Genomic DNA, 13,224 nt, shown 5'->3' on the forward strand with positions numbered 1-13,224 from the left:
GCCCCCGTGTCCGGCCGGGTCGCCCGTCCCGCGTGGCGGCCCTCGCGGGGGCCGCAGCAGCGTGGTGTCACGACGCGAGCCCCCTCCCCTGGCCACCCCACGGCGTAGCTATCAGTCGCTGCCCGAATGCAGACTGTGCCACATCTGGCTGCGGCGGCGTAGGGGTAGCGGAAAACCCGCACCCCTGACGTGGTACGGCAACCCGTCCCACTGCCGCAAAAGGGGCACCGCCGGCCCCGGGGAAGGGCCAACCGCGCCTGGTGCGAAGGGTGTTCGCGGCCATGATCGGTGTTCCCTCCCGGGGAATGCTGCGGTCAGCCGCCCAGGACTGCTCCGAAGTCGGTGTCGGAGCCGAGGACGAAGGTGGCGACGATGAGGATGAGGGTGCCCGGCAGCAGGAAGGCGATGGTGGTCATCGTCGCCTTGGGGACGGTCTTGGCCGCCTTGCGGCGGGCGTTCTGCGCGTCGGTGCGGCGCATGTCGGTGGCGATCTGGATGAGCGTCTCGGCGATCGGGGCGCCCAGTTCCTCACCCTGCTGGAGGGCGGTGACGAACTGGTCGACCTGGTCGCTGGCGTTGCGGCGGCGCAGCTCGTCGAAGGCCTGCCGGCGGCTGACGCCCATGTCCATCTGGCGGAGGGTGATGCGCAGTTCGTCGGCCCACGGTCCGGCGTAGCGGTCGGCGACCCGTTCCAGTGCCTGCCGGAAGCCGAGGCCGGCGGAGACGACGACGGCGAGTACGTCGAGGAAGTCCGGCAGGGTGCGTTCGATGACGCGGCGCCGGTCCTTGATCGCCTGGTGGATGGTCAGGTCGGCGGCGCACGCGCCGAAGGCCAGGACGAGTGCGGTGAACAGCAGGCTGTCGACGGCCAGTCCGACCAGCGCCATGACGAGGCCGAAGACGCCGTAGACGGCGCGGCGTGCCGCGTACCGTTCCAGGGTGAGGCCGCCGGGGTTGCCGGCCTGGTCGATCCTGCGGCGTTTCCGGGCGACCTGGCGGGGCCCCATCAGCCGCAGGACGAGGGGAGCCAGCCGCATGCCGAGGCGGTCGACGGCGGCTCCGCTGCGGGTGGTGCGGGTGGCGCCGACCTCCAGGGCGACGGCCAGGTCGGGCGGCAGTTGCGTTTCGGCCCGGTACATGCGGATGCCGGTGCACAGGCCGTACACGGCGAGGCCGGCGAGGGTGGCCAGGGCGAGGGCGAGCACCGTCTCACACCTCGATCCGGCCGAGGCGGCGGATGACCCAGAACCCGGCGGCGAACAGCCCGACGGCGGTCACCATGGCGATCTGTCCGACGGGGCTGCCGGTGACTCGGGAGAGGGCGCCGGGCATCATCGAGTTCATCATCAGCATCGCTCCCAGTCCCAGCAGCGGGATGGTGAAGGCGGTGGCGTTGACCTCGGCGAGCATGGTGCGCACCTCGCGCCGGGTCTCCTTGCGTTCCTCCAGCGTGGTGGTGAGGTTCCGCAGGGAGGCGACGATGGTGCCGCCGGCCCGGTTGGAGAGCACCAGGGTGGTGACGAGGACGACGAGTTCGCGGGAGGGCAGGCGTGCGGCCAGTTCGCCCAGGGCGTCGTCGACGGAGCGGCCGACGGCGAGCTGGTCGGTGACCAGCCGGAGTTCGTCTCCCGCGGGGGCTTCGAGTTCCTCGGCGGCCATGCCGAGGGCGGTGCGCAGGGCGAGGCCTGCCGAGGTGGCGTTGGCTAGTATGCGGGCGAGTTCGGGGAGCTGGTTGATGAACTGCTCGGTGCGGCGGCGGCGCTGGTGGGCGAGGAAGGCGTTGCCGGCGAGCACGCCGACGAGCCCGGCGATCGGCCCGAAGAACGGCGCGAGGATCCAGGAGGCCAGCAGCCACAGCACGGCTGTCACGCCGGCCAGTGCCACGACGTACTCGCCGGGGGTCACGTCGAGTCCGGTGGTGGCCAGTTTCGCCTGGAGGCGGCGTCCTGCGCGGGTGGCGCGTACCCGCCGGTCGACGGCGGCGAATCGGCGCGGCCGGCCGCCGGTGCCGGGCGGCAGCGCGGCCGGGTGCCGCCCGTTCTGGCCGAGCCGGTCGAGCAGGGCGCGGCGGCGGGCGCGTCCGGAGGCGTAGGTGGCGGCACCGGCGACGGCCAGCAGGCAGGCGGCCACGGCGGCGCCGAGGGCGAATCCGGCCGTGGCGTCGAGTGCGGGGGCGGCCAGGGCCGACGGCGGGGCGGCGACGGCGTGGCGGGCGGGGGTCACACGGCCTCCCTGGTGGTGAGCTGTTCGTCGGACCGGGCGACGCCGAAGGCCGGGGGCACCGGTTCGCCCGCGAGGGAGAGCCGGTCGGCCACCCGGCGCGGCAGCGGCAGATGGACGAAACTCCCGTGCACCCGGCCGTCCGGGCCCATGGGCCGGGCGTCGAAGCGGGAGACCGTCGCGATCTGGAAGGTCTCGCGGCCGTGGGAGGCCAGCACGGCGATCTCCACCACCTTGCGGGAGCCGTCGGGAAAGCGGGCGAGCTGGACGAGGACGTCCACGGCGGAGTTGATCTGGTCCTGGAGGGCGGCGAAGGGCACGTCGACCTCGGACATGGAGGCGAGGGTCTGGAGCCGCATCAGGGCGTCCTCGGCGCTGTTGGCGTGGACGGTGGCCAGCGAGCCGTCGTGGCCGGTGGACATGGCCTGGAGCATGTCGAGGGTCTCGCCGCCGCGCACCTCGCCGACGATGATGCGGTCGGGGCGCATGCGCAGGGAGTTGCGGACCAGATCGCGCACGGTGATCTGCCCCTTGCCCTCGACGTTGGGCGGACGCGTCTCCAGCCGGATCACGTGCCGCTGCTGGAGCTGGAGTTCCGCGGCGTCCTCGACGGTGATGATCCGCTCGTGCTCGGGGATGAGCGCCGACTGCGCGTTGAGCAGCGTCGTCTTGCCGCTGCCCGTACCGCCGGAGACGATCACGTTGAAGCGGGCCCGGACGAACGCGGACAGCAGCGCCAGCATGTGCTCGTCCAGGGTGCCCAGGCCGATCAGTTCGGCGAGGGAGTAGGCGCGGGGGAACCGCCGGATGGTGAGGGTGGCGCCGGTCAGCGACAGCGGCGGGATGATGACGTTGACCCGCTCCCCGGACGGCAGCCGCGCGTCCACCATCGGATTCGACTCGTCCACCCGCCGGTTGACCGTGGAGACGATGCGTTCGATGGTCTGCATCAGCTGTTCCTCGGAGGCGAAGCGGACGGGCACCTCCTCGACGCGCCCGCCCCGTTCCACGAAGATCTGGTCCGGCCCGTTGACCATGATCTCGGTGATGGAGCCGTCCTCCAGCAGCGGCTCCAGCACCCCCAGCCCCAGCGCCTCGTCCACCACCCGCCGGATCAGCAGCGTCCGGTCGCCGGTGGCCAGCACCGGGCCCTCCCGGCTGATGATGTGGCCCAGCACCCGCTCCAGCCGGGCCCGGCGCTCGGCGGGGCTCAGCGCCGACATCTCGGCGAGGTCGATCTCCTCCAGCAGCTTGGTGCGGTAGGCCGCCACCAGGGGGCCGGTGGTGTCGCCGGCGGCAGCGGAGGCCGCCGCACCGCCGGACTGCTGGTGCGCCGTGACCGCCGTGATACGGGAACGCAGACTCATCGTGGCACCTCGCTGGCCGCTCGACCGGTCCCTGGCATGCCCTACCGCCTCAGTTCTCGCCACCGTCTCGGTTCTCGTCGCCGACTCGTTGTCGTCGCCGTCTCGGTTGCCGCCGCCGTCTCAGTTGCCGTCACCGTCTCGGTTCTCGTCGCCGACTCGTTGTCGTTGCCGTCTCGGTTGCCGCCGCCGTCTCAGTTGCCGTCACCGTCTCGGTTCTCGTCGCCGTCTCAGTTGTCGTCGCCGCCCTGGAGACCGTCGCCCTCGTCGTCGCCCGGCATCGTCGCGGAGCGGGACGCCTTGCCCATGCTGTCGATGCCGGGGAGGAGCGAGGGCACGGTCACGGTGACGGTGACCGTCACCTCGTCGCCGCCGCCGGCCAGCACGAATCTGCTGCGCCGCGCCGTCCAGCCCGACATGGCCTCGCGCCCGGACGCGGCGTACCGGTCCGCGATCTCCTCCTGGGACGCCACCCGGGCCGCCGCCCGCGCACCGGTGCCCGCCTGCTGCACCGCGTAGCCGACGAGTCCCAGCTGGATGGCGGCCAGGCCGACGAGCAGCAGCACGGGCAGCATCCCGACGAACTCCAGGACGCTGGAGCCCCGGTCGTCGTACCGCCGCCCGCGCACGGGCCCCTCGCGCATGTCCCCTCACCCCTTCCCGTCACCCCTGCTGCCCTCGCCCCTGCCCGGCGCCGCTCACCCCTCCACCGCCGCGCCCGCCTCGCCGCCGACGGTGAACGGCAGCCCGGCCGCACCGGGGAAGAGCAGCGGCGTCCGCAGATCGACATCGGCCTTCCAGACGGTGCCGCCGCGGGTGCAGCTGATCCGGGCGTCCGCACGCCACTTGGCCGGCAGATGCGCGCGCGCCGCCGACTCGCAGGCGCCCTGCGCGTCCCCGTACGCTGCGGCGGCGGTCGCGGCGCGGGCCGCCTCGTCGGCGGAGTTGCCCGCGAGGGAGAAGGTGTAGCCGATCAGCACGCACTGCCACAGCAGCACCAGTGTCAGCAGCACCACCGGCGCCATGCCGGCGAACTCCACGGACAGCGCGCCCCGGTCACCGCCCTCGCCCCCACGCGGGGGGAAGCGGCGGCGCGGCGACCCGTTGGCGTCACGCTCCGGCCGGACGGCGAACGCGCCGGCACCCGTGGCGTCGCCACCCGCCGCGTCCGGCCCCGCGACGTACGTCGTCCCGTCCGGGTACGGGCCCGGGGCGTGCGCGATTTCGGGATGCGCCCCCGTGGCGTCCGTCACGCCCGGGTACGGTCGCGAGGTGTCCGTCGGATCCGAGTACGGGCCCGAGACGTGCCCCGCCTCCGGGTAGGCGCCCGGGGCGGAGGGCCGGTACGGGCCCGCGGCCGGCGGTGACGAGCCCCCGGCCGGTGGCGCCGGTCCCGCGGCGGGGGACGAGCCGGCGGCAGAAGGCGAGCCGGCGGCCGGGGACGACGGGGACGTGCCTCTCGGTAACGCCTGCCGTTCCGGCTGCGCCGCCAGCGCCCCCCGCCGGGCCGTGCCCTTGCCGGCCTCCCCGGAGGGGCCACGTCCCCGGCGGCGTGCGACACCCCGCCGCGCCCGCGCGCCGGGCCCGGCCTCGGGCTCCGCCCCGGCGACCAGCCCCAGTTCGCCGGCGAGCCGCCACAGCGCCTGCCGCACACTGCCCTTGGCGTCCAGGTCCTGGAGGCGGCCCGCGTCCAGCGCCGACTGGAGCTCCTTGAAATGGGCGGGCACCGTGGTGCGGGCCACGGGGGTGCCGGTGATACGGGCGATCAGCCGCGGCTGGATCTCGGTGTGCCGAGAGGTGCGGTTGACGACGATGACCGTCTCCTCCGCCGTGCGGACCTGGAGCCTGTCCCACAGCCGCACCATGCGGGTGGCTCCCCGCACGGCGACCACATCGGGGGTGGTCACCAGCAGCGCGGTGTCCGCCGTCTCGATGGAGGCCGTGTTGCCGGCGTTCATCTGGGTGCCGCAGTCCACGACGACGACCTCGTAGCGGGCACGCAGCGCGGCGACCAGTTGGCGGGCCGCCCGCTCGTCCACCTCCTCGCCGCGCTCCCCCTCCGCGGGGGCCAGCAGCAGGCCCAGTCCCGTCTCGTGGGCGTAGACCGCGTCCTGGAGGACACGCGGCGACAGGTCCGTGATCCCGGCCAGGTCGGCGACCGACCGGCGGAACCGCACGTCCAGGAAGGAGGCCACGTCACCGGCCTGGAGGTCGAGGTCCACCAGTGCCGTCTCGCGGCCCGAGGCGCGGGCGGCCAGCGCCAGTTGGACGGCGGTGAGGGTGGTGCCCACCCCGCCCTTGGCGCCGGCGACCGTCACCACCGTGCCGGCCTCCCCGCCCGGGCCGGGCCCCGCGGGGCCCCAGCCGTCGTCGAAGCCGCCGCCCAGGTGCCGGCGCACCCCGCGGGCCCAGGCGGCGGCGGCACCGACGCGTGCCTCCACCTCGTCGTAGGCCAGCGGCAGCGCGGCCACCCCGCGGGCGCCGGCGTCCATGGCCGCCGAGTACAGCCGGGGGCTGGTGTCCTGGGTCAGCAGCACCACGCCGACCGCCGGGAAGCGCAGCGCGACCCGGCCGATCAGCTCCAGCGCGGGTACCGGGCCGATCAGCTCGTGGACGAGGACCACCTCGGGCAGCTCGGCCGGGGCCTCCTCCGCCCGCCGGGCGAGCGTGTCCAGCAACTGCCCCGAGTCCACGGCCGGCGGCAGCGGCTCGCTGTCGGGCAGCTGACTGAGCAGGGTGACCAGGGCGCGGGCGGCGTCCGGGTCGCTGACGGCCGGCTGGATACGGATCACCATGAGGACCTCACTTGTCCGAGGGGAGCGTGTAGATGCGGTCCTCCTCGGGGACCTCGCTCTCGTCCCCCGGCGCGATGAGGGCCAGCCGGACGTGCTCGGCGAACGACTCGGCGTACGCCACCCGCTGCGCGTCCTTCGCCGTCAGCGCGAACGTGATCGGCACACCGTCCCGCTCCCGCTGCCGGGTGCGCTCGTCGCGGTCGCCGTCGTCGTCGAACGGGGTCAGCTTGCCGACGTCGATCACCTTGGCGCGGCTGACGATGAGCCGCGACTGCGACGGTGTGCCGTTCGCCCTCCCGGCCCGGGAGCCGTCGCCGTCCGGCCGCCGCTCGCCCTCGAACGTGGCGTAGATGTTGACGCTGTCCCCCGGGTTGATCTTGCCCGCCACCCCGGTCTCCGCATCGATCATGATGGCCAGCTCCTGTTCCCCGTCCTCCAGCCGGGGCCGCTTCGCCAGCATGTCCGACTGGAGCAGCGAGCCCTTCGACAGCCGGTTCGCGGTGATCCTGCTCCTGAGGCCGCCCGGATCGGTCACCGCTGTCGGCGGGAGCCAGCGCCTGGGCACCGAGACCCGCTCCAACTGGGACTCGCGCAGCGCCTCGTAGGCGGGCACGTCCTCCTTCAGCCGGTAGGCCGTCACCTCCTCCCCCACCTTGGCCTCCGCGTTCCTGACCACCGCCAGCACACCGGCGAACGCGGCGAGGGCGCACACGAGGGACACGAGCAGCAGGAGGACGCCGCGGCGCTGGCGTGCGTTCATGGACGGACACCTCGGGGATCGGCGACGACGGGACGCGCCGCGGCGGACGGGCCCGGCGGGGCGGGCCGCGAGGCGGCGGACGGCGGACGCGCGGCGGACGGGGCCGGGGCGGTGGACGGCAGCGGGGCGGCGCAGAACGCGCAGCGGTCGCCGATCACCTCCAGCCCGCACCAGGGGCAGACGTCACGCCGCACCGAGGCGACGAGCTGGTACAGCACCGAGACGTCGGGGATGGCGGCCACGAACTCCGTCAGCTTCCCGGTGCCCCACCACTCGGCCGAGTCGCCCGGCAGCGGCACCTCGGTCACCCTGCCGACCCGCCAGTGTGCGGGCAGTGTGCGGGTCACCCAGTCGGAGGTGAGCCTGCCGTGCGCGACGGTCAGCTCCGTGGCGAACTGTGGGCCGGTCAGCCCCGGTCCGGCCTCCCCGGCGCCGGAGAGCCGCACCGTCTCACAGGTGGGTGCCGCCAGCACGGCGAAGCGGGCGCCGGGCACCCACGACCGGGCGTGCGCGGCGGCCTCGGCGGGCACCCGGCCGGGTTTCACGGCGGAACCGAGCACGGCACCCGCGTACAGGTAATGCGTCAGCAGCCGGACCGCCGCCGCCAGTACCCCCGGCCCGAAGTCACACCGCGCCAGCTGCCGCAGCTGCCGCACCAGGACCGCCGTCGCCAAGGGCGGCAGCCGTACCGGCACCAGCGCGATCCGCCGGCTCTCCAGCAGCGCCCGGACCGTGTGCAGCCGGTGCAGGAACGGGGTGGGCAGGCCGGAGGGGTGGACGACGACCAGCGCACCGTGCTGTTCGAGGAGCGCGTACGTCTCGGTGAGCGCCGCCTCCAGCGACTGCCCGCCGGGCGGGTCGAGGACGTGCGCGGGCGCGGGGTGCGGGTCCGGCGGCGCGAGCAGCAGATCGGGGCTGGTGACCGCTAACGCCGTAGACACATCCGCCTCCCCCGGGCCGCCACGGTGAACGGGCGGCGGAGCTTCCCCACTGAGCACCGAAGATCCCGCTTGCCGACCCACCACACTAGCCACGGCCCACCGCTGCGGGAACACTTCCCGAAAACCCACCACCGCCACCACTACCCCCCACCCCACGCCTCCCAACCACCCCACGAACCGCTTCAGTTGACGCCCCGAATCCGCGATTCACCCGATCCGCTGACGGGGCATCGGCTCGTGCGGCGCCCGCACCACCGTTTCCGTACGGTCACGATCGCGGGCACGCGCACACCCCCGCCCGGCGAACCTGGAGGAAGCTCATGAAGAACGGCAGTTACTTCCCCGGCCGCGGCACCTTCGTCGAGGAGACGTACCTGGAGGGGAAGGCGGAAGGGAAGGCCGAAGGGGAGGCCGTGGGGGCGGCGCGGTCCGTGTTGCGGCTGCTGGAGATGCGGGGGATTCCCGTCACCCCCTCGCAGCGGGACCGGGCGCTGGCCTGTACCGATCTCGCGGTGCTGGACCGCTGGCTGGAGCTGGCGTTCCGGGCCACCGACGCCGAGCAGGTGTTCGACGGCTGAGCGCGGGCCGGAAGCCCGGGTCCCGCCTCACCAGGGGAGGTCGCGGAGTTCCTGGACGCACAGGACGAGGAACAGCACGGCCGAGGCGGCGAGGAGCACGTTGCTGAGGGGGCCGTTGCGCCAGGCGCGCGGGGTGCGGTCGGTGTTGAGGAGCCACAGGAGGGTGACGGCGAGGAAGGGCATGAAGAAGGCGCCCAGGACGCCGTAGGCGATGACGAGGCCGAAGGGCTTGTCGAGCCAGAGGAGGACCATCGGCGGGAAGGTCAGCCACAGCAGGTAGCCGCGGAAGGGCCGGGAGCGTTCCTGTTCGCCGCGGGCCAGCGGGGCCACGCCGGTGGCGGCGTCCATGCCGCGGGCGGCGCGCAGCCGTTCGACGAAGTCGGCGAACATCAGGCTGACGCCGTGCCACACCCCCACGAGGGAGGAGAACGACGCGGCGAAGAAGCCGATGAGGAAGAGCTTGGCGGTGAAGGGGCCGAAGCGGTCGGCCAGGATCTCGTCGAGGTCGAGGAGTCCCTTGTCGCCGGAGGCGAGCGCGATGTGGGACGAGTGCAGCAGTTCGGCGCCGACGATGAGCATGGCGATGACGAAGACGCCGGTGGTGAGGTAGGCGACGCGGTTGTCGAGCCGCATCATCTTCATCCACCCGCTGTCGGTCCATCCTTTGGCGTTGATCCAGTAGCCGTAGGCGGCCATGGTGATGGTGCCGCCCACGCCGCCGACCAGGCCGAGGGTGTAGACGATGGATCCGGAGGGGAGCACGGGCAGCAGCCCGGCGAAGACCCGCGGCAGGTCGGGCGCGACGCGGATCGCGACGTAGACGACGACCACGAACATGACGCCGACGAAGACCATCATGATCTTCTCGACGATGGCGTAGCGGTTGGTCCACACGAAGACCAGGCCGACCAGGCCGGTGAGGATGGCCCAGACCTTGAGCGGCATGACGTCGGGGAAGAGGGCTTCGAGCGGCAGCGCGCTGGAGGACATCGCGGTGGCGCCGTAGACGAAGCCCCACAGGACGACGTACACCGCGAAGTAGACGGTGGTCCAGGGGCCGAGGCTGCGCCAGCCGTCGAAGATGGTGCGTCCGGTGGCCAGGTGCCAGCGTCCGGTCGCCTCGGCCAGGGCGATCTTGACGACGCAGCCGATGACGGCGGCCCACAGCAGGGTGTGGCCGAATTTGCTGCCCGCGACGAGTGTGGCCACCAGATCGCCGGCGCCGACGCCGGTCGCGGCGACGACCATGCCGGGGCCGATCATCTTCCAACTGGGCTTGCGCACCGGTGGTGCGGTCCCGCCGCCGGGCGCCGGGCTCGTGGTCTCCTGGCCTGACATGCCGATCCGCCTCCGCCGTCCGCAGGTGCCGTGGGGGTGTGCGGCGACCGCGCAGGTCGCAGGCGCATGTAACCCGCTGGCGACGGCGGGCACAAGGGGTCGGGACGGCAGTCACCCTTGTCGGACCCCTTGACACCCATTATTGGTCTGGACCATGTTGTACGGCGCAACTCCACGACCTCCCCATCTCCCCCCACACCGGAGGCAGTTGTGGCACGTACCAGACGCCGTTCCCTCCTGCGCACCCTCGCCTCGCTGGCGGCCTCGACGCTGGCCGTGGGCGGTATGGCCGTCCTCGGCCCGGCATCGGCGCACGCCGCCGGCGGCGCCCCGCCGGCCGGTCCGGGCCCCCACGTCGGCGCCTCCCAGGTCCCGGCGCACGCGGTCACCGGCTACTGGCAGAACTTCGACAACGGAGCGACCGTCCAGACGCTCGCCGAGGTGCAGGACGAGTACGACATCATCGCCGTCGCGTTCGCCGACGCGACCGGTTCCCCGGGACAGGTGGACTTCAACCTCGACCCGGCGCTGGGCTACTCCGAGGAGCAGTTCAAGGCGGACATCGCCGCCAAGCACGCCGAGGGCAAGTCAGTGATCATCTCCGTCGGCGGTGAGAAGGGCACCGTCTCGGTCGCCGACGACGCCTCGGCGAAGGCGTTCTCCGACAGCATCGTGAAGCTGATGGACGAGTACGGCTTCGACGGTGTCGACATCGACTTGGAGAACGGCCTCAACTCGACCTACATGACCAAGGCGCTCGACGCGATCCACGCGGCGAAGAGCGACGTGGTCGTCACGATGGCACCGCAGACGATCGACATGCAGTCGCCGTCGAACGAGTACTTCAAGACGGCGCTGAACATCAAGAGCTATCTGACCGTCGTCAACATGCAGTACTACAACAGCGGTTCGATGAACGGCTGCGACGGCAAGGTCTACTCGGCGGGCACCGTCGACTTCCTCACCGCGCTGGCCTGTGTCCAGATCAAGGGCGGTCTCGACCCCTCGCAGGTGGGTCTGGGCACGCCCGCCTCGCCCCGGGCCGCCGGTTCGGGCTACGTGGACCCGGGTGTGGTCAACGCGGCCCTGGACTGCCTGGCCGAGGGCACCGGCTGCGGCAGCTTCGTCCCCGACGAGAAGTGGCCCGGCATCCGGGGCGCGATGACCTGGTCCACCGCGTGGGACGCGGCGAACGGCAACAAGTGGTCGTCCACGGTCGGCCCCCATGTGCACGCCATGTGACCCACGCTCCTGACGCCGGCGGCTCACCCGACGCCCCCGGGGCCCGCACCGGGCCCTGGGGGCGTCCTCGTGCCGTGCTACGGCCCGGCCGGCGCGGCGCCGGTCACCGGGCCGGCCGGGGCAGGACGCAGCCGCGCGCGTCCAGGTCGAGCTGATTGCCGCGGCCGAAGCAGGAGTTGATCTGGTACGTCTGCTGACCGTAGGCGTTCAGGTGGCGGACGGTGACGTTGCCCTTCCGGTCCACCTCGCACGGGTTGTTGAGGGTGCAGCGTTCGCCGTCCTCGTTGTGCGTGTTGTTGACGCCGACGACCTTCCCGGTGCGGTTGTCGATCACCGGGGAGCCGGAGGTGCCGCCCTTGGTCTGGCAGTCCATCGTGTAGCGGATGGAGTCCTTCCAGGTCCAGTCGGCCTCCTTGAGAAGGTGGGCGAAGCCGTCGACCGCGCAGCCGAAGGTCTCCTTCCAGTAGCCGGAGACGACGGTGATGGCCCGGCCCTGCCGAGGATGGGTGGCGTCCAGCCGCAGCGCGTCGATGCCGTACTTCTTCTTGATCTCCTTGTACGTGGACGTCGTCTCGTACAGGGAGATGTCCGTGTCCGTCATCGTCGCGTAGGCGATCCGGTCGGAGTGGATCTTCCCCGCGTCGGTGCCGTCGGCGTTCAGCAGCGTGAAGTCGCGGCTGGTCTTCTTGTCGACCAGCACCTCGCCGGCGCCGGGCATGCCCTCCTGGAGGCAGTGCCCGTTGGAGAGGACCAGCGCCGGGTCGGTCGCCTTGGAGTGCTTGAGCTTGACGACGGAACCCGAGCAGTTGCTCAGCGCGACCGTGCCCTCGAAGGAGGGCGTACGGTCGGCTGCGGTCCGCACGGAGGTGCTGCCGGCGGCGGAGTCGGCGGGGCCGACGGCGGCGGCGGGCGTGGCGGCGGTACCCACCACCGCGGCGGCGCCGAAGAGCGCCGCCGCGGCCGTGCCGACGAGGGGCTTTCTCATGTACTCCTCATTCTTCCGGGGTCAGTTGTCGGTCATGGCTTGGGGAGCGTGCAGCCCGCGCGGTTGAGGTCGATCTTGTTGCCCTCGGCCACGCAGAACGCGATGAGATAGGTCTGCTGGCCGTAGCCGATGCCCGCGCGCACGGTGACCTGACCCGTCTGGTCGACCTCGCACGGGTTGTTGAGCGTGCACCGGGCGCCGTCCTCGTTGAGGGTGTTGTTGACGCCGATGACCTTGCCGGTCGCGTTGTCGACGACGGGCGAGCCGGAGGTACCGCCCTTGGTGCGGCAGGCGGAGGTGTAGCGGATCGAGTCCTTCATCGTCCAGCCCGCCTCCTTGAGCCGGTAGGCGAAGCCGTCGATGGCGCAGCCGTACTTCTCCTTCCAGTAGCCCGAGACGACGGTGATGGCCCGGCCCTGCGTGGGGCGGGCCGCGTCCAGCGAGAGCGCCTTGATGCCGTACCGCGACTCGATGTCCTGGTAGGTGGAGCCCACCTGGTAGAGCGACACGTCGGTGTCGGTCATCGTCGCGTAGGCCACCTTGGTGGCGCGGACCGTGCCGGCGTTGGCGCCGCTCGCCTTCAGCAGGGTGAAGGAGCGGCTGGAGGCCTGGTCCTTGACGACCTGTCCGGGCTGCGGCATGCCCGTCTCCAGGCAGTGCCCGTTGGAGAGCACCAGCGCCGGGTCCGTCGCCTTGGAGTTGGGCATCTTCACCAGCGAGCCGGAGCAGTTGCTGAGGGCGACGGTGCCCTCGAAGGAGGGGGTGGCCCGGACGCCGGTGGCGGAGGGGGAAGCCGAGGTGCCGCTCGCCGCCGCCGGGGCCGCGGAGACGCCGGTGAGCGCGGCGGCACCCAGGAGAGCTGCGGCGAGGGAACTTGCGAGAGGTCTGTTCATGGTGGGGAAGTCCTCTCTCGGTACCGAAGGATTGTTCGGCTGACGCCGTGCATTCTTGGGCCAGTCGGGGCCCGCCACAAGAGCGCCCCCGGAATCGGCAGAGCCGAT

Annotated in this window: 12 protein-coding genes; 2 read left to right on the forward strand and 10 right to left on the reverse strand. The window is 72.5% G+C overall.

Annotated features, from left to right (window positions below):
- Positions 1-314: 314 nt before the first annotated feature.
- From IO40_RS0123755 to IO40_RS0123785, 7 genes are all read right to left on the reverse strand, one after another.
- Positions 315-1,205, reverse strand: a complete 891-nt coding sequence (locus tag IO40_RS0123755) for a DUF5936 domain-containing protein (RefSeq protein WP_016469471.1) — start codon at positions 1,203-1,205, stop codon at positions 315-317.
- A gap of 4 nt (positions 1,206-1,209) precedes the next feature.
- On the reverse strand, positions 1,210-2,181 hold the full coding sequence (locus IO40_RS0123760; protein WP_033229602.1) for a type II secretion system F family protein: 972 nt from the start codon (positions 2,179-2,181) through the stop codon (positions 1,210-1,212).
- Positions 2,182-2,219: 38 nt separating this feature from the next.
- Entirely contained in the window at positions 2,220-3,587 is a 1,368-nt protein-coding gene (locus tag IO40_RS0123765) for a TadA family conjugal transfer-associated ATPase (protein WP_016469469.1), read from the reverse strand.
- A 227-nt stretch (positions 3,588-3,814) separates the two neighbouring features.
- On the reverse strand, positions 3,815-4,228 hold the full coding sequence (locus IO40_RS0123770) for a TadE family protein (RefSeq protein WP_031176093.1): 414 nt from the start codon (positions 4,226-4,228) through the stop codon (positions 3,815-3,817).
- Between the two features lie 54 nt (positions 4,229-4,282).
- The gene (locus IO40_RS38980) at positions 4,283-6,379 is read right to left on the reverse strand and encodes a CpaE/TadZ family protein (protein ID WP_016469467.1); all 2,097 of its coding nucleotides are present in this window, start codon (positions 6,377-6,379) and stop codon (positions 4,283-4,285) included.
- A gap of 7 nt (positions 6,380-6,386) precedes the next feature.
- The gene (cpaB, locus tag IO40_RS0123780) at positions 6,387-7,139 is read right to left on the reverse strand and encodes a Flp pilus assembly protein CpaB (RefSeq protein ID WP_016469466.1); all 753 of its coding nucleotides are present in this window, start codon (positions 7,137-7,139) and stop codon (positions 6,387-6,389) included.
- Positions 7,136-8,080 (reverse strand): hypothetical protein, encoded by a 945-nt coding sequence (locus tag IO40_RS0123785; protein ID WP_031176094.1) that lies wholly within the window; start codon positions 8,078-8,080, stop codon positions 7,136-7,138. Before IO40_RS0123785 ends, cpaB begins: the two co-directional genes overlap by 4 nt.
- Before the next feature lie 320 nt (positions 8,081-8,400).
- Between IO40_RS0123785 and IO40_RS0123790 the strand changes: the two genes are divergently transcribed.
- Complete coding sequence (locus tag IO40_RS0123790; RefSeq protein ID WP_016469464.1) at positions 8,401-8,658, forward strand: hypothetical protein; 258 nt, start codon at positions 8,401-8,403, stop codon at positions 8,656-8,658.
- 27 nt (positions 8,659-8,685) lie between these two features.
- On the opposite strand, the gene IO40_RS0123795 is transcribed toward IO40_RS0123790, so the two are convergent.
- Positions 8,686-9,996: an Nramp family divalent metal transporter gene (locus IO40_RS0123795; RefSeq protein WP_016469463.1), complete on the reverse strand. Its 1,311-nt coding sequence runs from the start codon at positions 9,994-9,996 to the stop codon at positions 8,686-8,688.
- A 210-nt stretch (positions 9,997-10,206) separates the two neighbouring features.
- On the opposite strand from IO40_RS0123795, the gene IO40_RS0123800 reads away from it, so the two are divergent.
- Entirely contained in the window at positions 10,207-11,238 is a 1,032-nt protein-coding gene (locus IO40_RS0123800; protein WP_031176095.1) for a chitinase, read from the forward strand.
- A 103-nt stretch (positions 11,239-11,341) separates the two neighbouring features.
- Here the strand turns inward: IO40_RS0123800 and IO40_RS0123805 are convergent, their stop codons facing one another.
- Both IO40_RS0123805 and IO40_RS0123810 read right to left on the reverse strand, forming a co-directional pair.
- Positions 11,342-12,223 carry a S1 family peptidase gene (locus IO40_RS0123805; protein ID WP_031176096.1) on the reverse strand — a complete coding sequence of 294 codons (882 nt, stop codon included), beginning with the start codon at positions 12,221-12,223 and terminating at the stop codon, positions 11,342-11,344.
- Between the two features lie 32 nt (positions 12,224-12,255).
- Positions 12,256-13,116, reverse strand: a complete 861-nt coding sequence (locus IO40_RS0123810; RefSeq protein WP_016469460.1) for a S1 family peptidase — start codon at positions 13,114-13,116, stop codon at positions 12,256-12,258.
- Positions 13,117-13,224: the final 108 nt, after the last annotated feature.

This window comes from Streptomyces albus subsp. albus (assembly GCF_000725885.1).
Lineage (GTDB): Bacteria > Actinomycetota > Actinomycetes > Streptomycetales > Streptomycetaceae > Streptomyces > Streptomyces albus.

Bases quoted from the DNA above. Each gene is read 5' to 3' on its own strand.
- IO40_RS0123810 (WP_016469460.1), bottom strand. From the start codon at position 13,116: ATGAACAGACCTCTCGCAAGTTCCCTCGCCGCAGCTCTCCTGGGTGCC.
- cpaB (WP_016469466.1), bottom strand. From the start codon at position 7,139: ATGAACGCACGCCAGCGCCGCGGCGTCCTCCTGCTGCTCGTGTCCCTC.
- IO40_RS38980 (WP_016469467.1), bottom strand. From the start codon at position 6,379: ATGGTGATCCGTATCCAGCCGGCCGTCAGCGACCCGGACGCCGCCCGC.
- IO40_RS0123765 (WP_016469469.1), bottom strand. From the start codon at position 3,587: ATGAGTCTGCGTTCCCGTATCACGGCGGTCACGGCGCACCAGCAGTCC.
- IO40_RS0123805 (WP_031176096.1), bottom strand. From the start codon at position 12,223: ATGAGAAAGCCCCTCGTCGGCACGGCCGCGGCGGCGCTCTTCGGCGCC.
- IO40_RS0123770 (WP_031176093.1), bottom strand. From the start codon at position 4,228: ATGCGCGAGGGGCCCGTGCGCGGGCGGCGGTACGACGACCGGGGCTCC.
- IO40_RS0123795 (WP_016469463.1), bottom strand. From the start codon at position 9,996: ATGTCAGGCCAGGAGACCACGAGCCCGGCGCCCGGCGGCGGGACCGCA.
- IO40_RS0123790 (WP_016469464.1), top strand. From the start codon at position 8,401: ATGAAGAACGGCAGTTACTTCCCCGGCCGCGGCACCTTCGTCGAGGAG.